The organism is Acidobacteriota bacterium (assembly GCA_040754075.1).
Classification (GTDB): Bacteria; Acidobacteriota; Blastocatellia; order UBA7656; family UBA7656; genus JBFMDH01.
In genome coordinates this window covers 191,614-215,035 of sequence record JBFMDH010000010.1, presented here as the reverse complement: position 1 = coordinate 215,035, position 23,422 = coordinate 191,614, and the positions used below count along the sequence as shown (strand labels likewise).

The following is a 23,422-nucleotide window of genomic DNA, read 5'->3' as shown; positions in this document are numbered from 1 at the left end:
ATCAAATTTTGAGGTTGCGCATGAATGCAAAAATTTTTCGAGGTAGGCAGAAGTCGTTCCATCGAGCAGTAATAACTCATCGAGGTTTTTTGAGACTGACGATTTATTCCCTGGCATTAATTGGGTTCTTTGTCCTTACCGCACAACCGCAGTTTAACGGCAATGCATTCGCAACCGCACAGGCTACAGGCAATTCGTCTGTTGACGAACTGCAAAAACTTTTTCAATCGCCGCCTGATGATGCGCGCATCATGATGCGCTGGTGGTGGTTCGGACCTTCAATTACCAAAGCCCGTCTTGAACAGGAGATGCGATTGATGAGAGCCGGTGGCATCGGCGGTTTCGAGGTGCAGCCGGTCTACCCGCTCGCTCTGGATGATGATGGTCGCGGCATCAAAACCTTGCCCTATCTCTCAGATGATTTTCTCGATGCCTTGCAGTTTACCGCCGTTAAAGCCCGCGAACTGGGTTTGCGATTTGATTTGACCCTGGGAAGCGGCTGGCCCTTCGGTGGCTCAACCGTTTCCGTAAACGATGCCGCGGGCAGATTGCGTGTCGAACGTGTGAAAGTTAATGACCAATCGCGCCGCGTTAAAATTCCTGATGTCGGCAATGGCGAAAAACTGATTGCCGCTTTTTTTACTGCTAACCAAAGTCAGACCTTTACCAAAGACAGTTTTAAGGAACTAACCGAATTAAAAGACGGAGCCGTTTGGCTTCCTGAAAATTTTATCGGAGCCGGTGAAATTTTCTTTTTCATTTCGAGTCGAACCGGACAGCAGGTGAAACGCCCGGCGCTCGGTGGCGAAGGGTTTGTGCTTAGTCACCTCGACCGCGCAGCTACAGAAAATTATTTAAAAACGGTTGGCGACCGCTTGTTTGCAAAACTGGAAAGCCATCGTCCCTATGCCATCTTTTGCGATAGCCTCGAAGTTTACAACTCGGATTGGACGCCCGACTTACTTGAAGAATTTCAAAAGCGGCGCGGCTATGATTTAAAGCCTCACCTGCCGGCGCTCGTCGTTAGTACCGGTGAACACACCGCAGACATTCGCAGGGATTGGGGCAGAACCTTATCCGAATTATTCAATGAGCGATTCCTTATCCCGCTGCACGATTGGGCAAAGCGCCAGCAGACGCGCCTGCGCGTGCAAAGTTACGGGGTTCCCGCCGTCAGGCTTTCGAGCAACGCGCACCTTGACCTCAGCGAAGGCGAAGGCGTGCAGTGGCGCGGACTGAGCACCACGCGCTGGGCATCATCTGCCAGTCATATCTATGATCGCAAGGTGACCTCATCGGAAATCTGGACGTGGTTACATTCGCCGTCGTTTCGCGCCACGCCGCTTGATGTCAAAGCCGAAGCTGACCGCCATTTTCTGCAAGGCATCAATCAATTAATTGGGCACGGCTGGCCCTACACGCCCGAAGGCATCGCCTATCCCGGTTGGCGTTTTTATGCCGCAGGAGTTTTCAACGAAAAAAATCCCTGGTGGGTGGTGATGCCCGAAGTTTCAAGCTACCTCCAACGCCTCAGTTTTCTGATGCGGCAGGGAAGACCGGCAAATGATGTTGCCATCTATTTGCCGAATGATGATGCCTGGTCGCGATTTTCAAATGGCAAAATTCATCTGGTTGAAGTGCTTCGTGAAATGCTTGGACAAAATCTGATTCCCAGTGTGCTGGGTGCGGGATTCAATTTCGATTTTTTTGATGACGATTCGTTCAAACAAATCGGGCGGGTTGAAAACGGCTCGCTCGTTCTTGGCGAGCAAAAATATAGAGCCGTGATTTTGCCGAACGTTGAAAATATTCCCTTAGATACCCTGGAAAAACTTCAGGCATTGGCGCGCGGCGGAGGCGTGTTGATTGCCACTAGACAAATGCCAGTCAAAGCGCCGGGAATGCACGCGGCGGCTGATAAACCAAAAGTAACTACTCTCTCGCAAGCTATTTTTTCAGGCGCATCACCCATTGGTCATTTCGTGACCGACGAAACCGAGCAACTTAAAAATAGACTCGCGTCACTGGTAAAACCGGATGTTCAACTGTCGCCGCAAACTTCGGACATCGGTTTCATTCATCGCCAAACCGAATCGGCAGAAATTTATTTTCTCGCCAATACCGGAAATGTGTCGCGCAATGTAAAAGCGACGTTTCGCGTTCAGGGAATGAATGCGGAATGGTGGAATCCGTTCGATGGAACGATTGCGCCTGCGAAAATCGAAAGCCAAAGCGCGCAGGGAACAACCCTTACACTCGAACTTGAGCCATATGGTTCGCGGGTTCTGGTATTCACCAAACGCGCCTTGCCGGTTGCGCAAATTAAACCGTCGCAAAATATTCCGACGGCGATGGATATAAGTAATGAATGGCAAGTCACCTTTGGTGAAAATCAATCAGCGGTTCGCTTCGCAACCCTGCGTTCGTGGACGGATGATGAAAGCACACGATATTTTTCGGGACTTGCGAGCTATGAAAAAACCATCAATGTGCCCGACAGCTTTTTGCAAAGCGGATTGAATGTACAACTGGATTTTGGTGAAGGCATGGCAATCGCTTCGCAACCCGCACGTCCGCAGGCAGGACCCGGCATGCAAACCTATTATGACGCGCCGGTTCGCGAAGCCGCAGTGATTTATCTCAATAATCAAAAAGCCGGGACGTTGTGGTGTCCGCCCTACAAACTTGATGTAACGAAATTTATACGACGCGGTGAAAATCAAATTAAAATTGTCGTAGCCAATACTGCCATCAATCATATGGCGGGTCGCGCCTTGCCTGATTATCGTCTGCTCAATTCGCGATACGGTGAACGTTTTCAACCGCAGGATATGGATAGAGTTCAACCGGTTCCTTCTGGTATATTGCAACCCATTCGTCTGGTTCCGACAGCAAAACTTTAAACCACTCTTTTGAATTCAGCTTCACAAGGGATTCATCGCTGAAAAAATTGAAAGGGAGAGCTATGAGAAGACGCGCGTTTTTAGGTGTAGCTGCTGGAGCCGGATTAACCTTAATTACGAAACCAACATTTGGAACTTTGTTTGCGCAATCGACCGATTCACGAATTGAAATTCTCTTGAACGAACCCATCGGCAGAATCGCTCCCGAAATCTACGGGCATTTCGCTGAACACCTGGGCGGCGTGATTTATGACGGCATATGGGTTGGTGAAAATTCCAAAATTCCCAATATCGGCGGCATACGCAAAGCCCTCGTCGAGGCCTTTCAAAAAATCAAACCTTCGGTGGTTCGCTGGCCCGGCGGTTGCTTTGCCGATAGCTACGACTGGCGCGATGGCATAGGAGCCAGAGACAAACGCCCGCGTCATACCAACTTCTGGCGTGAAGCCGGTGAGTGGGGAAAGAACTCGCCCGATGGACCTTGGAAAATCGAACCCAACTTTTTCGGCACTAATGAATTCGCAAGGTTTTGTAAACTGGTCGGCGCTGAGCCTTATTTTGCGGCAAACTTGCGCAGCCTTTCAGCCAAAGATTTTTACCAATGGGTCGAGTATTGCAATTCGCCTGCGGGCAGCACCACGCCTGCGGAGATGCGCGCGGCAGGCGGCGACCGCGAACCGTTCAATGTGCGTTTCTGGGGCATCGGCAATGAATCGTGGGGATGTGGCGGCAACTTTACGCCCGAAGAATACGCCGCCGAATATCGCCGTTTCACCGCTTGGGTTCCGGGGTTCGGTTTGCCTCTGGCGTTTATCGGATCGGGACCAAACGGCGGCGATCTCGATTGGACGCGAAGATTTTTCACTAAACTCAATGAGCGGCGCGCGCTTGGTTCGATGTGGGGGTGGGCTTTGCATCATTACTCGTGGAATGTCACGGGCGGGCGCACCAATGATTGGTTTCAAGGTAAAGGCGACGCGGTCAATTACCCGGACGATGAATGGTATGAGTTGCTCAGCGAAGGCGACAAGATGGAGTCACTGATTTCCGATCACTGGCTGGTGATGGGCGAAATCGACCGTGGGCATCGCATCAAACTTGTGGTTGATGAATGGGGCGCGTGGTACAAGCAAGGCTCCGAAGCGCATAATTCGCATCTCCTCGGTCAGCAATCAACCATGCGTGATGCGCTGCTTGCGGGACTCAACCTCGACACCTTCCATCGTCACGCCGATAAAGTGGCAATGGCAAACATCGCCCAACTCGTCAATTGCCTTCAAGCATTATTTCTAACCAATGAAGATAAATTTGCGCTGACGCCGACCTATCACGTTTTCGATATGTATGCGGTGCATCAAGGCGCGCAAGCGATTCGCACCATTTTCGCTTCGCCGCGCTCACCCTATACGCGAAATGGCAAACCGGCTTCGATTCGCGGGCTTTCCGGTTCTTCTTCTCTGCGTGATAAAGAACTAACCCTGACTGTGACTAACCCGGATATTAAACAAGCGCGCGAAAGCGAAATTGCGCTGCGCGGCGCGACGATTAAATCCGTCAAAGTCACGACGCTTGCAGCAGACGATATTCATGCGCATAACACTTTTGCCAATCCGCGACGAGTTGAACCGAAAGAGAGTCAGGCGACGGCGCGAAACGCAGGGACATTGGTGCATACCTTCGCCCCGGCATCGGTCACCCGTTTGCAAATCACCCTCGCGTGATCGCGGGCTTGGCGGATTAACCGATTTTGCCTGTGGTGAATTTCATTTAAGAAAATTCAAAGTAGAGGTTTCGTCTATGTCAACACCTGAGAAAAAATTTGCCCGTCGCCGCTTCTTGCAGGCGAGTTCTGTCGCTGCCTTTGCAACCGCGCATTTCGCTTCATCAACAACACCGGCAAAAGCGTTGGTCTCACTCGCGCGCCCGCAAACCATCTATCAAAGCCCGCTCAAGGATTTTTCAATTGATGCCGCGCAATTCGATAGTTTGTTATTTACTCAGGCGATGTATGCCGAACAGAAACCGGCGATGACCTTCGAGGCAAAAGATGAACGCGCGGCTCGGCTCTGGCAGAAACGTGTGCGACGAAAAATTGCGGAACTGGTCGGCGGTTTCCCGCCAAGCCGCGTCGCTTTGCAGGCAAAAATTCTTGAGACCAAAGATTTCAAAGATTACACGCGGGAAAAAATCATCTTTCAAAGCCGTGAACAACTCGCGGTTTTCGGCTATTTGTTGTTGCCGAAAAATCGCCCGCAACCTCTGCCTGTGGTCATCTGTTTGCCGGGTCACGGACGCGGTTGTGACGACATCGTCGGTATAGATGAACAGGGCAATCAACGACAGACCAAACCCGGCTATGCGTATGATTTTGCCTTGCAGGTGGTCGAGAACGGTTATGCGGCGTTTGCCATCGAACAACTCGCATTCGGTTGTCGCCGTGATGAAGCGGCGCGGAAAAAAGGCGCAGGGCAATCTTCGTGTCAACCGGCAGCAGGCGCAGCATTGCTATTCGGGCAGACCATGATTGGCTGGCGGGTCTGGGATGTGATGCGGGCGATTGATTATCTGCAAACCCGCAAAGAGATTGACCGCCAGCGCATTGCGACGATGGGAATTTCCGGGGGCGGGACGATTTCGCTGTTTGCGGCGGCGCTCGATGAACGAATAAAAGTCAGTGTAGTGAGCGGTTATTTCAATACCTTTCGCGACAGCATTCTTTCACTTTCGCATTGCATCGACAATTATGTTCCGGGAATTCTCAACGTCATTGAAATGTACGACCTCGCGGGACTGGTTGCGCCGCGCGCGTTGTTTGTTGAATCGGGTTTAAAAGACCCGATATTTCCGATTGCCGGCAGCCATCGCGCCTTTAAACAGGCACAAATGATTTATCAAACCTTTGGCGTCGCGGATCAACTGGGCAGAGAAGTTTTCGATGATGGTCACGTCTTTTATGGCAAAGGCGCGTTTCAATTTTTGAAAACCAATCTTTAAGTCTTCATTGAAAAGGCAGCGGAGAAGGGGCTTTCAACAAGAAAGCGAGCTATTTATTAAAGGAAAAATATTTCCCTACAGGTGTGCGCGCAAGGGTTTTGGCGGGAACTGAATATTCAGCTATTGGAACTTTTTAACCCTCTCAGGAGCGCCATCGTTTGCTTTTGAAAATCAATTTTTTGTGTCAAGATAGGTTGGGTAAATCAGTTTCCACCAAGCACCTGATCAACAAATGAATGGGAAAAATTCAGTGCTTTCAAGTGGACAATCAAAATCATCGAATGCACCCTAATGGTCAGTCTGATTTGCTGGCAGAGTGCCATTCAATTCAAAACCCTAACTGCTTCAGGAGGCTTCAATGAACGGAAAGATTCGCAGCCTTGCCGTAACTGCATTTTCACTTTTAATTCTCCCTTGGGTTTGTCCCTCGCAGCGTTCGACCTCGAATGCAATCAAACAACAGGAGCGCAACAGCATTCTGGTGGGTTTGAAATTTACCAAGAAACATCGTAATTCATTGTCAAAGGCTTTAAGCTTCGTAAGCGGTATAGACCCCAATGCCTATGCCACCGGTTTTCTCGTTGGCGATGGATTGGTGCTCACCAATTATCATGTGGTATCGGGAAAATTGAGTACGCCGAAAAAGCTGTTATTGGGGTTCAAAGCGAATGATGAACTCGATGTGGAAGTTTATATCGATAGTTGCCGTGCCAAGGTGGTTAAGGTTGATGAAGCCGCCGACCTCGCGCTTTTAAAAATTTGCGACTCCTCGAAATCCGCCAAGCGCCCGAAATTCCAAACCGACCCCGCAAAGGATGAAAACCTGATTTTAGTCGCGCAACAGGTCAATCAAAAAATTATCCGGCGAGGCAATTTTCACGGCTTGTACACCTATCAGGGACAGCAATACTGGTCAGCAAGAATCGATGGGCAAGACGGTTTTTCCGGCAGCCCGGTGTATAACGAAAAAGGCGAAATCGTTGGCGTGTTCTCTTCTTATGATTCGGTAAACGATGTGGCATTGATGAGTCCGGGCGTCAAAGCGCAAAAAATTCTGGCTGACTATGATGCCGATTTGCAAAGCGCCCCGACGCCAAAGGATTAATCGCTGAATCGGGCGCTCGCTAAAGTTACGGATAAGTTTAGCGAGCGCTCTTTGACCGCGACCTGCAAGCGGCAGTCCGGGATTCGATAAAAACGATTGCAAACTATTCAATAAAGAAAAATCGCAAGAGCCATCAGTTTCTGGCTGATGGTTTTTTTATTCACTTTTGATTCGGGGAATTGATGCGCTATCTGTCGGTACTATTTTTTCTCGCGCTATTTTCGGGCACTTCGTCAGGGAAAACGCCCATCACGATTTATCTTGCGGGCGATTCGACAATGGCGGAAAAAACGCCCGATAAACGACCGGAAACCGGTTGGGGCGAGATGCTGCAAAAATATTTCAAGGTGGCTCAGGTTAAGGTTGAAAATCATGCGAAAAACGGTCGCAGCACGCGCAGTTTTATCGAAGAAAAACGCTGGCAAACCATTGTTGAAAAATTGCGGGCGGGTGATTATGTGTTCATTCAATTCGGGCACAACGACCAGAAAGAAAATAGTGACCGTTATGCTTCGCCGGCAGACTATGGCAAAAATCTGATTCGCTTTATCAATGAGGTGCGCGATAAAAAAGCGATACCCATATTGCTTACACCGGTGATGCGCCGTCGGTTTGATAGCAATGGCGTCTTTCAAGATACCCACGGCGAATACCCGAATGCGGTGCGCGCCGTTGCCCGGGAGCATCAGGTAGCATTGATTGATATGCACCGCCAAAGTGAAGCGGTCATCAAGCGATATGGAATTGAGGAATCGAAAAAACTTTTCTTGCAGTTAAAAGCCGGTGAGCATCCCAACTACCCGAATGGTGTTGAAGACAACACCCACTTTTCACCGCTTGGCGCAGATGAGATGGCGAAACTGGTCATCACCAGCATACGCCAACTAAAACTCGATTTGTCGCGCTACCTCAAGAAGGCTAGTGAGGCGAATCAAACGAAATGAAGGAACCATTCAGACAAAAATTTATTGATTAGGAAACCTGGATGAATCTAAGGACGACGGCTGTACATCGACGGTTTTTAATTTGCTGGTTGCTTATCGCGATTGCTGGGTCGCTGATTTTGCCATTGCCAGTCACCGCTTGGGCAAGCTCGCCAATTGTTGCTCAGCCTCAACAAAAAGCCAATCGAAAGGCTATTGGCTGGCAAACCCTTCCAACAATTCTTGGGCGTATCAAAGCGCCGAAATTTCCCAATCGTGATTTCGATATTAAACATTTTAACGCCATTGCTGATGGCAAAACCGATTGCACCGAAGCCATCAGGAAAGCGATTGCCGCCTGTAATCAAGCCGGTGGCGGACGTGTGGTCATCTCTGGCGGGACAGTGCTGAGTGGAGCGATTCATCTTTTAAACAACGTCAATCTGCATATTGCCGAAGGCGCAACCTTAAAATTCATTCCCGACCCGAAAAAATATTTGCCTTTGGTGTTTACGCGATTTGAGGGAACCGAGTGCATGAATTATTCGCCCCTCATTTATGCTTTTGAAAAACGGAACATTGCCATCACGGGGAAGGGAACCCTCGATGGCTCGGCTTCGGATGAGAACTGGTGGAAATGGGCTAGACGCGGTGAGGGCGGCACACCTTCGATGGCATCTGTAGACATTCGCCGCTTGCGCGATATGGGCAATCAAGGTGTGCCGGTGAGCGAGCGGGTTTTTGGCGAAGGTCATTTCCTGCGCCCGAGTTTTATTCAACCGCTGCGCTGCCGCAATATCTTGATTGAAGGGGTCAAAATCATTAACTCGCCGATGTGGGAGATTCATCCGGTGCTATCGACCAACGTGACGGTGCGCGATGTCACCATCACCAGTCACGGTCCCAATAATGATGGTTGCGACCCGGAATCGAGCCGCGATGTGTTGATTGAAAATTGCCTGTTCGATACCGGCGATGATTGCATCGCGATTAAATCCGGCAGAGATAATGACGGGCGACGTGTCGGTGTGCCGTCAGAAAATATCATCGTTCGCAACTGCACGATGAAGGATGGTCATGGCGGCGTGGTGATTGGCAGCGAAATATCCGGCAATTGTCGCAATGTGTTCATTGAAAATTGCAAAATGGATAGCCCCAATCTCGACCGCGCATTAAGGTTCAAATCGAACGCCTTGCGCGGCGGCATCATTGAAAACGTTTTCATGCGCGATGTTGAGATTGGGCGCGTAGCCGAAGCGGTGTTGACAATAGATTTTCTCTATGACACTGGCGATAAAGGGACGCATAAACCTGTATTGAGAAATGTGACAATTGAACGGGTGAGGAGTAACGCCAGTCCGCGTGTGATGTGGATAGCCGGATTTAAAGGCACAGTTATCGAAAACATTCGCTTTGTGGATTGCGCCTTTCGCGGTATCGAAACCAGTGAAGTGATGAACCAGGCGGGCACCGTGACCTTTAAAAACGTGACTATCGAACCGGCGAAAAAAGGGCGAAGTTTGAATTCACCACAATCGAATCAGTAGGGTCATTTGAGTTGATTGCAAAACTGTTTTTCAAAGGTTGAGAATGTAAGGTAAACAAATTGGTGAGTAAGTCGCGGTCATTGACCGCCTTTTCAACCTCCGGTCAATGGTTTTGCAAGCGGTTCCGGTTTGTGTTGGATTGGGAATTAAAGCGAAACCGCTTGCTCTGCCCAGAATTGAAATTCGCGGTGCTTGTGTTCTTCGGCTTTGGCTAACACCTCACCGCTTGCCACGCGCCTGAGATGTTCAAAAACTCTTTGACCAACCTGTTCGATGGTTTCGGTTCCATCAACGACACCCCCTGCGGATAAATCCAAATCGCGACTCATGCGTTCAAACACGGGGGTGTTTGATGCCAGCTTGATCACCGGCGCGATAGCATTGCCGATGGTGGTGCCGCGCCCCGTCGTGAACACGATAACCGTAGCGCCTGCGGCGACCAGTCCCGGCGTTGATTCCTGGTCGTAACCGGGTCCCTGCATTAAGTTGATGCCGCGATTTTTCGGAGTTTCGGCGTATTCAATGACGCCTTCGATTCTCGTGGTGCCGGCTTTGGCAATAGCGCCGAGAGATTTAATGGTGATGTTCAATAGCCCACCGGCGATATTGCCGGGACTGGGATTTTGATTGAGCACCGCGCCAAATTGCGCCGCATAATCTTTGTACCAATCAACCATTCGATAAACCGCGCGTCCGGTCTCTGCATCTTTGGCGCGATGCGCGAGAATATGTTCCGCGCCGCAAAATTCCGGCACTTCGGTAATCAGGACGGTGCCGCCTGACCTGACTAATAAATCCGCCGCATGTCCGAGCGCAGGATTCGCAGACAAGCCTGAAAAGCCGTCCGAGCCGCCGCATTTGACGCCGAGAATTAGTTCGCTCACTGACACGGGTTCACGCTTAACGCGATTGACTTCCGGCAACATTCGTTCGACCTCTTTCAAGCCGCGTTCGATAGCGGCTTGCGTGCCGCCCACCTGTTGAATGCCGATTTTCGCAACCGGTTTATTGAAAAAGCGTTCGTGACCGAGCAAATATTTTTCAACATAAGCGAGGTTGGTCTTTTCACACCCTAAATCCATGAAAATCACCCCGCCGACATTCGGATGGTCTGCATAATTGGCGAGCGTGCGAAGCATCACCTCGAGGTTTGAACCGTCCTGACAACCGCAACCTTTGTTATGCGGGATGGCGACAACGCCATCGACATTGGGATATTTCTCGCGATTGTACGTCAACAGTTCCGCCATCATCGAAATTTGCATGGCTTCATGACTGGCGCACATGCTGGTTGGAACAATGAGCACGAAATTGCGGGTGCCGACGCGCCCATCGGGTCTGCGAAGTCCCAAAAAGGTTGCGCGCTCGTCTACAGAAAAGTAATCGGGTGGTGGCGTGAGTAAATTATCCGGGAGTTCGCGAACCACAGGAACGTGGTTGGTCATATTCGCAGGTGAAATCAACTCGCCTTCTTCGATGCCAAGTGAAGTGCCAATCGGTTCGCCAAATTGCAGAACGAACTCCCCGGCTGGAATATTTCGTGTAGCAAAACGGTGCCCAGGAGTAATTACGGTTTTCACGCTAACTACACGACCTTCCGGGAGGGTGACCTCCAGGCCGGGGAGTATCTCTTGCTTAACGACCGCCACATTATCATGCGAATTGACGATGATGGCGTATTCGTTAATCGGCGCAGCTTTTATGATATTTGCACTCGACATGACAGTTCATTTCACTCGGTTAAGCGAAAAACTTATAAAACATCAGGCAGAATTAACGACCTGACATTCGGATGTAAACGCACCCACAGACCGGGATTTTCATCCAGTTGGGCGGCGCGAGTTTCCGGGTCAGCGGAAATTCGGGTTTCCACTACCCGACGAAAACTTTGGCGTTTTGCAGGCGAAGTTTTCGCATCAACAATTGATTGCACAACTCTGCGAGCATTGAGGATTGCCGCAGGCCCAAGCGTTAAAATTTTTGAAGCGCGACGGCATTCCCGCTCATCTTGCGGGCTAACCTCACTGCCACCGGCTTTGAATTTGGCGATGTGATGTTCGAGAATGCTTGATGAAATCGGAATGATGCCTGCAACATCGGTTTGCGTCGCGCCCGATCCCGGTTTGATGTAGGCGAGATGTGATGCGGCTTCGGCTTCGGGACCGTGCCCGATGAAAAAAATATCGATGCCGCCGAGCGCGTTGAGGTTATCGAGATAGTTAATCAACTCGCCTTCAAGGTCATCGGTTTCGGTCTGCATCGGCGTAAAACTTTTAACCTTTTTAAAAAACGCTTCGCCAAGCAATCGCTCAAAATCGCGAACGAAACTGAAACTGTTCGCCATTTTCAAGGGGGCAAGGGCATCTTGGGTGAATACCTGAAGCCGTCCAAGCAAATCATCTGCGGCATCGGTCAACGCAAGGCTACCGAGCATTTTGTGTAAAGCTTGCGCGCCGCGACCGCCGAGTAAAACGATCACCAAATCGCTGGATTTATTTCGCGCTGCCTGTTCTAATTCCTCGAACATGGCGCGACCAACAGCCGCTTCATCGGGCAATACTTCGTAAGTCAGTTCGCGTGCATCGAGCGTCGGTAATCGGTCAGACAGCGTTTGACTCAGCCAGAGATTGTTGCTGGTCAGGCGACGGTTTAAAAATGCTTTTCCGGTTGCAGACAATCATCCCTCTCAACGGCTTTGTGAAATCTGAATGAAGCGTAAAAAGCGAAAATGGTATAACCATTTTAATTTTGACGAAAAGTCATTTAACCACACGAGTGAAAATATGGCAAGCAGTATGGTGGCAGAAAATGCTTGGGTTTCAGGTTTAAAATACTGAAATGCTTGAATGAGTTCGGGTAATCGCGCCTGGGTCGGTAACTAAGGTTTAAGAAACAGCACCTGAAGAATTCCGGCTCAAAAGCCGTAAAACTTGACAACATAAAGCAATGGTGTTACACACATCCTGTTTGAATTTTAATGGTAATACCTTTTGTGTATTCGTAGGCAGGGATATTAAAATCCCAGGCATTCAAAATCTAAGGAAATTATGAGTTTTGCATTACTGGAACTAAGCGATAAAGTCGCCGTGGTCATTGGCGGCACCTCAGGAATTGGGCGAGCCATCGCTTTGGGAATGGCGGATGCCGGAGCCGATGTGGTGGCTTCATCCAGGCGGCTGGAACAGGTTGAAGAAGCCGCCAAAGAAATCGAAAGTCGTGGGCGGCGGTCGTTGCGCGTCACCTCCGATGTTGCTGACCGCGTGTCGCTCGAAAATTTATTGAATGAGTGCGTCAAGGCTTTTGGCAAGGTCGATATTCTGGTGAATTCTGCCGGGCGCACCAAACGCGCGCCGACGCTGGATTTCGCTGAAAGCGATTGGCATGATATTTTGGACACCAACCTCACGGGCACCCTGCGCGCCTGCCAGATTTTTGGTCGCCATATGCTCGAACGAGAATATGGGCGCATCATCAACATCGCTTCACTTTCAAGCTTCGTTGCTTTGTATGAAGTCGCCGCCTATTCGGCAAGCAAAGCGGCGGTCGCCGCGCTGACGAAATCGCTGGCAATCGAGTGGGCAGCGCGCGGGGTTTGCGTCAATGCCATTGCGCCCGGGGTGTTTCGCACGCCGCTGAATGAAAAACTTCTCGATGAAACCGAACGCGGACGCGAGTTTTTATTGCGCACCCCGATGAAACGTTTCGGCAAGGTCGAAGAGTTGGCGGGAGCTGCGGTATTTCTGGCGTCGGATGCCGCGAGCTTTGTGACCGGGGAAGTGTTGGTCGTCGATGGCGGATTTCTGGCGAGCGGCGTCAATCAATAAGTCGTCTTGCGAACCTTCGTATTCACTTTGAAATTAACCTGAGAAGGATGTACCGGATATGGCAGAAGAGACCGGCTTCGTCAAAACCACCGATTATTCGACTCCACAAATCCAAACGGCAGGCGAAAGTATCGCTGCGCGTATTGGTCGCTATCGTTGGGTCATCTGTGCACTGCTGTTTTTTGCGGCAACCATCAATTACATAGATCGCCAGGTCATTGGCATTCTCAAACCGACCTTGCAAAGCGAAATCGGCTGGACGGAAATCGAATATAGCTGGATTGTCTTTTCGTTTCAGGCAGCATATGCCGCAGGCATGTTGCTAATCGGCGGCTTTATGGATCGCATCGGCACCCGTAAAGGATTTTCAATCGCCATTGTCTTCTGGAGTTTCGCAGCGATGGCGCATGCGTTTGCCAGTTCGGTGATGGGGTTTGCCGCCGCGCGCTTTATGCTGGGGCTTGGCGAAGCGGGGAATTTCCCTGCTTCGATTAAAACGGTTGCCGAATGGTTTCCGAAAAAAGAGCGAGCGTTAGCTACCGGGATATTCAATTCCGGCACCAATATCGGCGCACTCGTAACGCCGCTGGTAGTGCCGATGATAACGATTGCTTACGGGTGGCGTTGGGCATTTGTTTTAACCGGGGCGGTGGGGTTTCTTTGGCTGGCATTCTGGTGGCTGCTTTATCGGAAACCGGATGAGCATCCGAAATTATCAAAAGCCGAACTGGAGTATATTCAAAGCGACCCGCCCGACCCAACGGCAAAAATCCCCTGGGCGAAATTAATCCCCCATCGGCAGATGTGGGCTTTTGCCATCGGCAAATTTTTGACAGACCCGATCTGGTGGGTATACCTGTTCTGGTTGCCCGATTTTCTGCATAAACAACATGGCCTCAGCCTCAAAGAATTTGGCCTGCCACTGGTTGTCATCTATTTGATTGCCGACATCGGCAGCATCGGCGGCGGTTGGATTTCCTCATCGCTAATTAAACGGGGTTGGAGTATCAACAGCGGTAGAAAAACCGCCATGCTGATTTGCGCTTTGCTGGTTGTGCCAATTGTGCTGGCTTCGCAAACCACGAATCTATGGATCGCGGTTATTTTAATTGGTCTTGCAGCCGCGGCGCATCAAGGCTGGTCAGCCAATATCTTCACGATTGCTTCAGATACCTTCCCGCGCCACGCGGTCGGCTCAGTAGTTGGCATCGGCGGCATGGCTGGCGCGGTCGGCGGCATGTTGATTGCGCGTCTGGTCGGCGAAATTCTCGAACGCACGGGAAGCTACGTGCCGGTGTTTATCATTGCCGCCTCTGCATATCTATTTGCCCTGTTGATTATTCATTTACTTTCACCAAAACTTGAGCCGGTAAAATTAGAGGCGAATTAATCAGCTATGTCCGAATCATTACAAGTGAAATCAAAAGAGCATTGTCGCTGGGATTTGGTCGGTCTCGGTGAAGTGATGTTGCGCCTCGACCCGGGCGATAGCCGCATTCATACGACGCGCACTTTTCAAGTTTGGGAAGGCGGCGGCGAATACAACGTGGCGCGCGGTTTAAAAAGATGTTTCGGATTGGACACCGCAGTCGTCACCGCGTTTGCTGATAATCCGGTTGGCAGACTGGTTCAGGATTTGATTTATCAGGGCGGCGTTGATCAATCTCACGTCAAGTGGGTGAAATATGACGGCGTCGGGCGCGCGGTTCGCAATGGCATGAATTTCACCGAACGCGGTTTCGGTATTCGCGCCGCGCTCGGATGTTCAGACCGTGGACATACGGCGATTTCACAACTGCAACCCGGCGAAATCGATTGGGAAAAAATTTTCGGAGAGGAAGGCGCGCGCTGGTTTCACACAGGGGGAATCTTCTGCGCTTTGTCTGAAAGCACGCCATTGGTGGCGCGTGAAGCGATGGAAGCCGCGCGCAAACACCGAACGATAATTTCTTATGACCTCAATTATCGCGAATCGCTTTGGAAATCCATCGGCGGAAAAGCGAGAGCGCAGGAGGTCAATCGCGAACTTGCGCCGCTCGTCGATGTGATGATTGGCAATGAAGAAGATTTCACGGCTTGTCTGGGATTTGCCGTCGAAGGGTTGGACGAGCATCATTCAAAACTCGACATCGGAAATTTCCGACGAATGATTGAACGCGCGGTGCAGGAGTTTGCCAATTTCAAAGTGGTCGCAACGACATTGAGAAATGCCAGGACCGCGAGCCTCAACGATTGGGGCGCAGTCTGTTATGCGGACGGTGAATTTTATCAAGCGCCGACCCGCGAAAATCTTGAGATATTCGATAGAGTCGGCGGCGGCGATTCCTTCGCCTCGGGGTTGATTTACGGATTGATGAACGGGCGAGGCGCGCAGTACGCAGTTGAATGTGGCGCGGCGCACGGGGCGTTGGCGATGACCACACCCGGCGATACGACGATGGTCACGCTTGCCGAAGTTGAACGCGCCATGAAAGGCGGCACCGCGCGCGTCGCCAGGTAATATTTTTATGAACAAACATGAAATTATCAGTTGCCTGAAAGAGACCGGATTAATTCCTGTGGTGCGCGCGGCTTCCGCTGATGAAGCGATTCGCGCCATTGATGCGATTAAAGAAGGCGGCGTATCGGTCTTGGAAATTACCATGACAGTGCCCGGCGCAGTGAAGGTCATTGAAGAGGTATGCAAACGCTTCGGCAAAGACGCGCTGGTCGGAGCCGGCACGGTTTTGGACGCCGAGACTGCCAGGCATTGCATTCTCGCAGGGGCGCAATTTGTCGTCAGTCCGGCGTTGGATGTAAGCACGATTGAATGTTGTCGAACCTATAGCGTTCCGGTGATGCCAGGGGCGTTGACGCCGACGGAAGTTTTAACGGCGTGGCGCGCGGGCGCAGATTTCGTCAAAGTTTTCCCTGCGGATTCGATGGGCGGCGCAAGCTATATTAAATCCGTAAAAGCGCCGCTTCCACAGATTGAAATTGTGCCGACCGGCGGCGTGACGCTGAAAACCGCCGCCGATTATTTGAAAGCCGGAGCCAGTGCGCTCGGCGTCGGTTCAGACCTTGTGGATTTGAAGGCTTTGCGGGAAGGGAATGCCAGTTTGATTTCGGAACGCGCCCGACAGTTTGTTGAAATCGTTAAAACGGTTCGACAAGCAAGCTGAAGATGACAGATTGATAAACTTTCAATGGCGAAAGTTTTTTCATTGAATCAATTGAAGATTTGCCGATTGACGACTTCTAATTTTGGTCGCTTCATTCAGATTGTGGCGACCCATTATTTTGCCCGAAAGGTTCCAACTCTTCAGACTCCTGAGCTTTTTGTGCCAGCACCAGATGGTCACGCATGGCATTGCGCGCGGCTTCGGGATTGCGCTCGCGAATGGCGCGGTAAATCTGTCTGTGCATTTCCGCAGACTCTTTCAAATCGTGGGCGCGTTTAACGGTTTTAACCCGAACATCGAAAAGCACGGTGGCGACCATATTCATCAGGGCTGTGAGAATGCGATTGCCCGAAGCCGCAGCTACCGTTTGATGAAACCGCATATCGTGCAACAGGTATTCTTCAGGCGCATCAATCGAAGCATACATGCCAGCCAACTCTTCAGCCATCGAAGCCATTTGATCGCCGGTGGCGCGTTCGGCGGCAAAACCTGCAATTGCCATTTCCAGCGCCCGACGCGCTTCAAACATTTCTCCGGCGGTAAACCCGTGAAGCGCAGCCATCAATCGCAGCGGGCTGCTGTCGAGTTCCGGGGCACCATTTGCGGCAGCCACAAACGTACCGGCTCCCTGCTTGGCTTGCAAAACTCCAACCGCTGCCAGTGAACGAATCGCGGCGCGCAGGGTTGGTCGACTGACCCCAAATAATTTCGCAAGGTCACGTTCCGGAGGTAGTCGATCACCGGGTTTTAATTCGCCGCGTTGAATCTTTTCACGCAGTTGCAGAATCACTTCTTCCAGCATGGTTCCGGTGCGGTCTGCATCAATGGTTTTGAATTTCTTTTTGCTTGAATCGGTCATACCATTTTTTTACCGTTCGGGACTCTCGCCCGCCAATTTTAAATAATGAAATTTCAATAGTTACTCAATAAGTGGAGCGCTTTTGTTAAGCCTCCCCATCTTAACGAATTTAAAAGGTGATGTCGAATAATATTTTTATTGCGAATTGGTTTTACCAATACCGGCAATAAATCGCTGATCGTTTGCCGGTTAAAATCGCATTGCATAAATTAAAGTACCGGTGGTGACTGCAAAGTCGGGGTGGTGACCGCTCAGAAAAAAGCCAGACGTAATCCTGCCGGGGTTCTGGCGATATGGCGACGAATCATTAATGATTTTAATTTATTAGGCAATTTTACTATGAGTTTTGAAAACCCCATGAGAAAACTCCAGCCTTGAAAATGGGTGAGCCTCGCAATATGCCAGAGGATTTAAGCAGCTTCCAGATAGAGAAAGGGCAAGCCGGGGTTGTCAGCGCCGCATTTCAGTTACCAATAAGCGGTTTTCTTGAATTGGTTTTACCCTTGTAAAATAAAAAATTAATTGGTCATAAAATAGCTTGACTAAAAATTTCTATTGGTAGAAAATAATCGCCGTCTTAGACAAAGTATCAGTTTAGTTTAAGCTCTTAAACGTTCCGACAAAAAAAATCAGGTTGTGTAAATTGATAGAAGCCCGATTGGGCAACTTATCAATCAGGAATCCCGACCCCTACAAACAGGGAATTCCAGAAATAAAATTCATCCGCTCACGCGCCTAATGTTTCAAGGCGGTTTGGCGTCGATTGCCAGCACATCTTGAACCGATGGCAAAACTGGATTGAGTTACAACCTCCCTGGCGAACCAATTTGTAACTCTCTTATACCCACAGGAGAAGACTTATGAAGACAAGAAAGATCAAGGCAGTAGCGGTTGTAGCCTTAGTGCTTTCCCTGCTGACGGCGTTGATTCCGTCAACGACCTGGGCAGTTCAGGAAGCGCGAGGCACAATCACCGGTAAGGTAATTGATTCGCAAAAAGCGATTATTGCAGAGGCAACCGTCACTATCAGCAACACGGCGATGGGGACGACGGTTACAGTAAAGACCAATGATGAAGGTATTTTCAGAGCCCTCTACTTGATTCCCGGAACTTATCAGGTGGTGGTTGAATCACCGGGCTTCAAAAAATATATTCGTGATGGCGTCATCCTGCGGGTAAATGACACGCTTTCTCTTGACGTTCAACTGGAAGTCGGCGCGATTGACCAATCGGTAACTGTGGTGGCAGAAGCGCCGCCGCTGGAAACCACCACTGCCTCGCAAGGCACGGTAGTGGATTCGCGTCGCGTCGCTGAACTTCCCATCGCTCATGGCGACCCTTATAAATTAATCGGGTTGACGCCCGGGGTGACTTATTCAGGTTCGCAAAGACTTGATAGACCTTTCGAGCCGACCCACATTGTCGGTTATGCGATTGATGGCACCCGGCGCAATCGCAGCGATTTGACCATTGACGGCACCCCCAGTACCGCCACCGCCAATGCCGGTGAAGTCATCGCTTCCTATGTTCCGCCACAGGATTTGGTCGCCGAGTTCAAGGTGCAAACCGCAACCTTTGATGCGGCGCTCGGCAATACCGAAGGCGGCGTCACCAACCTGACCATCAAATCGGGAACCAATGATTTTCATGGCACATTGAATTATTCAAAGATGTGGCCGGGACTGGTCGCCAATGACTTTTATGGCAATGCCAATAAAATCCCCCGCCCAAGCTTTTATTACAACCGTTTCGGCGGCACCGTTGGCGGTCCCATCTGGATTCCCAAGGTTTATCAAGGCAGAAACAAAACCTTCTTTATGTACGGCTATGAAGCGATTCGCGAAGCCCGCCCGCGCAACAACGGCACCCCGACGGTTCCCACCGAAGCCATGAAACGCGGCGATTTTTCGGAATTGCTGAAAATCAGTTCTTCATATCAAATCTACAATCCGTTCACCCGTCGGCGACTGGCGAATGGTCGCATTCAATCCGACCCGTTTCCGAATAACATCATTCCGCAAAACCTGATTAACCCTGTCGCCAGAGCCATCGTCGATAACTTCTTCCCAAAACCGCGAACCGTTGGCAATGCCGATGGCACACAGAACTATCTCAGACCGGAAATGGTCGAGCGGGCAATCTATGCGTCGCATACGATTCGCTTAGACCATAACTTCAGTGACACGCACAGGGTATTCGGTCGCGCCAGTTGGTATGACCGCAACAGCGATTACAATAATTATTTTGACAACATCATCACCGGGCAGGAATTCAAATTCATCTCCCGACAACTCACTTTTGACGATGTGGTGACCATCAACTCCACAACCGTTTTGAATTTCCGCTATGGCTACAACCGTTTCATCCGCGTCGATCAGGGCAATTCCGGCAGTCTCGGTTTGGATTTGACCACGCTCGGATTTCCGGCAGCTTACAATAGTTTAATTTCTCCTGACATTCGCCGTTTCCCGCGCCTCGACATCACCGGCTATCAGGGCACAGGCGTCGGCGGCGAATTCCGACCGAATGATACGCATTCATTCGGCGCGACCTTGAATAAAGTGTTCAATAGCCATGCCGTGAAATGGGGCGTTGAATTTCGTTCCTATCGCGAAAACGATTTCTTCTATGCCAACAACCAGACCGGGCAATTCAATTTCGATGGCGCCTGGACAAAAGGGCCGTTGGATAATTCGCCGACCTCGCCCGGCGCTATCGGTCAATCCTTCGCGCAATTCCTGCTGGGGCTTCCGAGCACCTCAAGTTTCCTTGCCAATCCTGCAAGCTACGCCGAGCAATCAACCACCCTCGGTCTGTTTGTCCATGATGATTGGAAGGTCAATAACCGGCTGACCTTGAACCTCGGTTTGCGATATGAAGTCGAAGGCGCGTTGACGGAACGTTTCAATCGTTCGGTGAAAGGCTTCAATTATGATTTCACCCAACCTTTTGCAGTCGCCGCGAGAACCGCTTTCAACAACGCGCAATCCAATCCGGCGAATGCCACACCCGAAGTAACGGATTTTCAGGTGCGCGGCGGGTTGGTTTTCGCCAATCCCGGAGACCGTTCGCTCTACAACACGCCCAAAAAGAATTTCATGCCGCGCATCGGTCTGGCATTCAAATTAAATGATAAGACGGTGATTCGCAGCGGCTATGGAATTTTCTTCGGCTTCCTCGGTCAACGTCGAGGCGATGTGATACAGGCGGGATTCAGTCAGAATACCCCGCTCAATGTCACGCTTGATAACGGATTGACATTTATCGAGACGTTATCAAATCCCTTCCAGTCGGGCATCATCAAACCGGTTGGTTCGCTAAACGGTGAGCAGACCTTCCTCGGTCAAGCGATTTCCTTCTTCAATCCCAACCCGAAAACGCCCTATATGCAAAGATGGGAACTCACCATTCAACGTGAATTTGCCGGGATGGTCGCCGAAGCTGCCTATGTCGGCAATCGCGGAACGCATATCGAAACCTCGGTCAATATCAATGCCACCCCCAATCAATACCTGAGCACCAGCCCGACCAGAGACCAGGCGAAAATTGATTACCTGTCGAAACTGGTTCCCAATCCCTTTGTCGGATTGATGCCGGCAACTGCCAGCGCCACCTTCCGCTCATCAACCATTGCCCGCGAAAGGTTGCTGCGCCCCTTCCCGCAATTCGATACCGTGACGACCACGGATAACAATGGCTATTCCTGGTATCACTCATTGCAACTCAGGCTGGAAAAGCGATTCTCGAATGGCTACACCCTTGGTTCAAGCTACACCTACTCGAAATTCATGGAAGCGGTTGACCGCTTAACCGCCGGCGACCTGAAACCTGCGGAAACCATTGCCGCAGACGACCGACCCCATCGTTTAACGGTGAGCGGCATTTATGAATTTCCCTTCGGTGAAGGTCGGCGTCTGTTTGCCGATACCAACCCGGTGGTTTCGCGAATCATCGGCGGTTGGCAAATCAACGGTATCTACACCTATCAAAGCGGTCCGCCCATCGGCAACTGGGGCAATGTGATTTATAACGGCAACCTCGGTGATATTACCCTGCCGCGTTCCGAACAGACCGTGAAAAAATGGATCAACACCAATGGATTTGAGAAGGAATCAGCGAAACAACTGGCGAGCAATGTCCGCACCTTCCCGCTCAGGCTCGGTTATATTCGCGCCGATTACATTAACAACTTCGATTTCGGGTTGTTTAAAAATACGCGAATTACCGAAGGCACCAGCTTGCAGTTCAGAGCCGAATTCTTAAATGCCTTCAATACGCCGTTGTTGTTTACTTCACAAATCAACCTGAATCCAACGCAAACGGCATTTGGCAGCGTTACCGCGACGGCTCAGGAAAACTATGCGCGCCGTGTTCAATTTTCCTTGAAACTGCTGTTCTAGGAAAATCGACCGGGCAACTCAAGCGGGATTGAAGTCCGACTTCAATCCCGCCATTAATTTCCTTCCAACTTCAACAGGCGAAACGTTTCCGAATTATGTTACCGAGGCGACAATTTCTGCAGTTCTCTCCGAGCCGCCCACAACCATCTGAAAAACTCTGGCTCCATATCAGTCGCCACATCATGGCTTGTCAATTTGAAATCACCCTATCGAACAGTGAACCGGCGGGCGTGAGCCTTGCGCAACAGGCGCTCGATAAAGCTGATCACCTGGAGCAACAATTAACCATTTTTCGCGACACCAGCGAAGTGAGTTTGGTGAATCGTTATGCGGCTTCCGAACCGGTGCAAATTTCATCCTCACTCTTTCGACTGTTGCAACTATGTTTAAATTTGTATCAGGAAACTCAAGGCGCTTTTGACATTACTTCCAGCCCCTTGAGTCATTGCTGGGGATTCATTAAAAGAGCCGGGCGTATTCCTCTACCCGAAGAACTTGAGGAAGCGAAATTACGAGTCGGAAGCGATAAATTGGCACTCGATAGCCGGTCGCGAACGATTGCTTTTATACATTCCGGGGTCTGCTTAAATCTCGGCAGCATCGGCAAAGGTTACGCGCTCGATTGCATGAAAGAATTTATGCAAGCGAAAGTGCGAGCTGCATTACTCAACGCCGGCGCGAGCAGTTTTTATGCAATCGGGGATGGCGCGGGGTTGGGCGGCTGGGAAATCGGCATTCGTCATCCGAAATTTTTGGAAAGACGGATGGCGTGGTTGCGACTTAATGATGTTGCAATGGCAACCAGCGGCAGCGAAGAACAATTTTTTGAACATGAAGGCAAACGCTTTGGTCACATCATCGATCCGCGCTCGGGTCTGCCTGCCGAAAGCGTTGCCAGTGTTACCGTGGTCGCGAAATCGGCGGCAATCGCTGATGCGTTGGCGACCGCGTTTTATGTCGGCGGCAGAACCCTTGCCGAAACTTACTGCGAATTACACGATGATATTTTAGTGGTTTTACTGGAAAGCGAGGCTGACTTGCCCATCATCCTGGGCAATCGGCAACTTGCAGAAGTGGAGATTCTCCATGCGTAGTGTGAATACCTTTTCATCCGGTCAACAAATCGTTCTGGTGGTTTTGCGAAGCTTGATTGGCTGGCATTTTTTTTACGAAGGCTATTATAAATTGAGCGTACCGGGTTGGAGCCGCGAAGGCGTCTTACTTGCGCCGTGGACATCTGCCGGTTATCTCAAATCGGCAACGGGCCCGCTTGCCTGGATATTTCAAAAAATGATTGATGCAGGTTGGACAACCTGGATTGATAACACCGTCAAAATCAGTTTGCTGGTCATTGGCATTTCACTACTGCTCGGACTGTTTATCCGCATCGGGTTATGGGGCGCGTTGGTACTTTTAGCGATGTTCTATTTTTTAATGGTTCCGCTTGCGGGAACGCCACAACCGGGAGCCGAAGGCGTTTACTTACTGGTCAACAAAACCTTGATTGAAGGCGCAGCGGTTGTGGTTTTACTGTTTTTCAAAACCGAAACCATCGCCGGACTCGATTTGTTGCTGGCGAGAAAGAAAAAATCAATGGAGGTGTCAACCAATGAAATCTCCTTATCCGATTCGCAACCGGAAGTCACTTTGCAAAAATCCGCAACGGTTGAATCCGTTGAGCGAGCGCGTGAATTGAATATATAGAA

Annotated in this window: 16 protein-coding genes; 13 read left to right on the top strand and 3 right to left on the bottom strand. The window is 50.4% G+C overall.

From position 1 onward, the window contains the following. Positions 1-89: 89 nt before the first annotated feature. The 6 genes from AB1757_13385 to AB1757_13360 all read left to right on the top strand — a co-directional run bounded on the left by AB1757_13385 (position 90) and on the right by AB1757_13360 (position 9,472). Positions 90-2,903, top strand: a complete 2,814-nt coding sequence (locus tag AB1757_13385; protein MEW6128027.1) for a glycosyl hydrolase — start codon at positions 90-92, stop codon at positions 2,901-2,903. 62 nt (positions 2,904-2,965) lie between these two features. Beyond that, positions 2,966-4,624 (top strand): alpha-L-arabinofuranosidase C-terminal domain-containing protein, encoded by a 1,659-nt coding sequence (locus tag AB1757_13380; GenBank protein ID MEW6128026.1) that lies wholly within the window; start codon positions 2,966-2,968, stop codon positions 4,622-4,624. A gap of 76 nt (positions 4,625-4,700) precedes the next feature. Next, positions 4,701-5,897: an alpha/beta hydrolase family protein gene (locus tag AB1757_13375; protein ID MEW6128025.1), complete on the top strand. Its 1,197-nt coding sequence runs from the start codon at positions 4,701-4,703 to the stop codon at positions 5,895-5,897. Positions 5,898-6,255: 358 nt separating this feature from the next. Next, positions 6,256-7,002: a serine protease gene (locus AB1757_13370; GenBank protein MEW6128024.1), complete on the top strand. Its 747-nt coding sequence runs from the start codon at positions 6,256-6,258 to the stop codon at positions 7,000-7,002. A gap of 182 nt (positions 7,003-7,184) precedes the next feature. Continuing rightward, positions 7,185-7,946 carry a rhamnogalacturonan acetylesterase gene (locus tag AB1757_13365; protein MEW6128023.1) on the top strand — a complete coding sequence of 254 codons (762 nt, stop codon included), beginning with the start codon at positions 7,185-7,187 and terminating at the stop codon, positions 7,944-7,946. A gap of 41 nt (positions 7,947-7,987) precedes the next feature. Next, positions 7,988-9,472 (top strand): glycoside hydrolase family 28 protein, encoded by a 1,485-nt coding sequence (locus AB1757_13360; protein MEW6128022.1) that lies wholly within the window; start codon positions 7,988-7,990, stop codon positions 9,470-9,472. Between the two features lie 146 nt (positions 9,473-9,618). Here the strand turns inward: AB1757_13360 and AB1757_13355 are convergent, their stop codons facing one another. Then, a complete protein-coding gene (locus tag AB1757_13355) occupies positions 9,619-11,193 on the bottom strand; it encodes a UxaA family hydrolase (GenBank protein ID MEW6128021.1) in 1,575 nt (524 codons plus the stop codon). A gap of 32 nt (positions 11,194-11,225) precedes the next feature. Next, positions 11,226-12,149, bottom strand: coding sequence for a hypothetical protein (locus AB1757_13350; GenBank protein MEW6128020.1), 924 nt, complete (start codon positions 12,147-12,149; stop codon positions 11,226-11,228). A gap of 370 nt (positions 12,150-12,519) precedes the next feature. Between AB1757_13350 and AB1757_13345 the strand changes: the two genes are divergently transcribed. Genes AB1757_13345 through AB1757_13330 form a run of 4 tightly spaced genes read left to right on the top strand, consistent with a single transcriptional unit; the run spans position 12,520 to position 16,457 of the window. Next, positions 12,520-13,296, top strand: coding sequence for a glucose 1-dehydrogenase (locus AB1757_13345; GenBank protein ID MEW6128019.1), 777 nt, complete (start codon positions 12,520-12,522; stop codon positions 13,294-13,296). 58 nt (positions 13,297-13,354) lie between these two features. Further along, positions 13,355-14,686, top strand: coding sequence for an MFS transporter (locus AB1757_13340; protein MEW6128018.1), 1,332 nt, complete (start codon positions 13,355-13,357; stop codon positions 14,684-14,686). 6 nt (positions 14,687-14,692) lie between these two features. After that, the gene (locus AB1757_13335) at positions 14,693-15,796 is read left to right on the top strand and encodes a sugar kinase (GenBank protein MEW6128017.1); all 1,104 of its coding nucleotides are present in this window, start codon (positions 14,693-14,695) and stop codon (positions 15,794-15,796) included. Positions 15,797-15,803: 7 nt separating this feature from the next. Beyond that, on the top strand, positions 15,804-16,457 hold the full coding sequence (locus AB1757_13330; protein ID MEW6128016.1) for a bifunctional 2-keto-4-hydroxyglutarate aldolase/2-keto-3-deoxy-6-phosphogluconate aldolase: 654 nt from the start codon (positions 15,804-15,806) through the stop codon (positions 16,455-16,457). Between the two features lie 91 nt (positions 16,458-16,548). Here the strand turns inward: AB1757_13330 and AB1757_13325 are convergent, their stop codons facing one another. Next, complete coding sequence (locus tag AB1757_13325; GenBank protein MEW6128015.1) at positions 16,549-17,316, bottom strand: FadR/GntR family transcriptional regulator; 768 nt, start codon at positions 17,314-17,316, stop codon at positions 16,549-16,551. Between the two features lie 860 nt (positions 17,317-18,176). On the opposite strand from AB1757_13325, the gene AB1757_13320 reads away from it, so the two are divergent. The 3 genes from AB1757_13320 to AB1757_13310 all read left to right on the top strand — a co-directional run bounded on the left by AB1757_13320 (position 18,177) and on the right by AB1757_13310 (position 23,420). After that, entirely contained in the window at positions 18,177-21,716 is a 3,540-nt protein-coding gene (locus AB1757_13320; protein ID MEW6128014.1) for a TonB-dependent receptor, read from the top strand. 182 nt (positions 21,717-21,898) lie between these two features. Then, a complete protein-coding gene (locus tag AB1757_13315) occupies positions 21,899-22,810 on the top strand; it encodes an FAD:protein FMN transferase (GenBank protein ID MEW6128013.1) in 912 nt (303 codons plus the stop codon). Continuing rightward, a complete protein-coding gene (locus AB1757_13310) occupies positions 22,803-23,420 on the top strand; it encodes a hypothetical protein (protein MEW6128012.1) in 618 nt (205 codons plus the stop codon). Before AB1757_13315 ends, AB1757_13310 begins: the two co-directional genes overlap by 8 nt. The last annotated feature ends 2 nt before the right edge of the window (positions 23,421-23,422 follow it).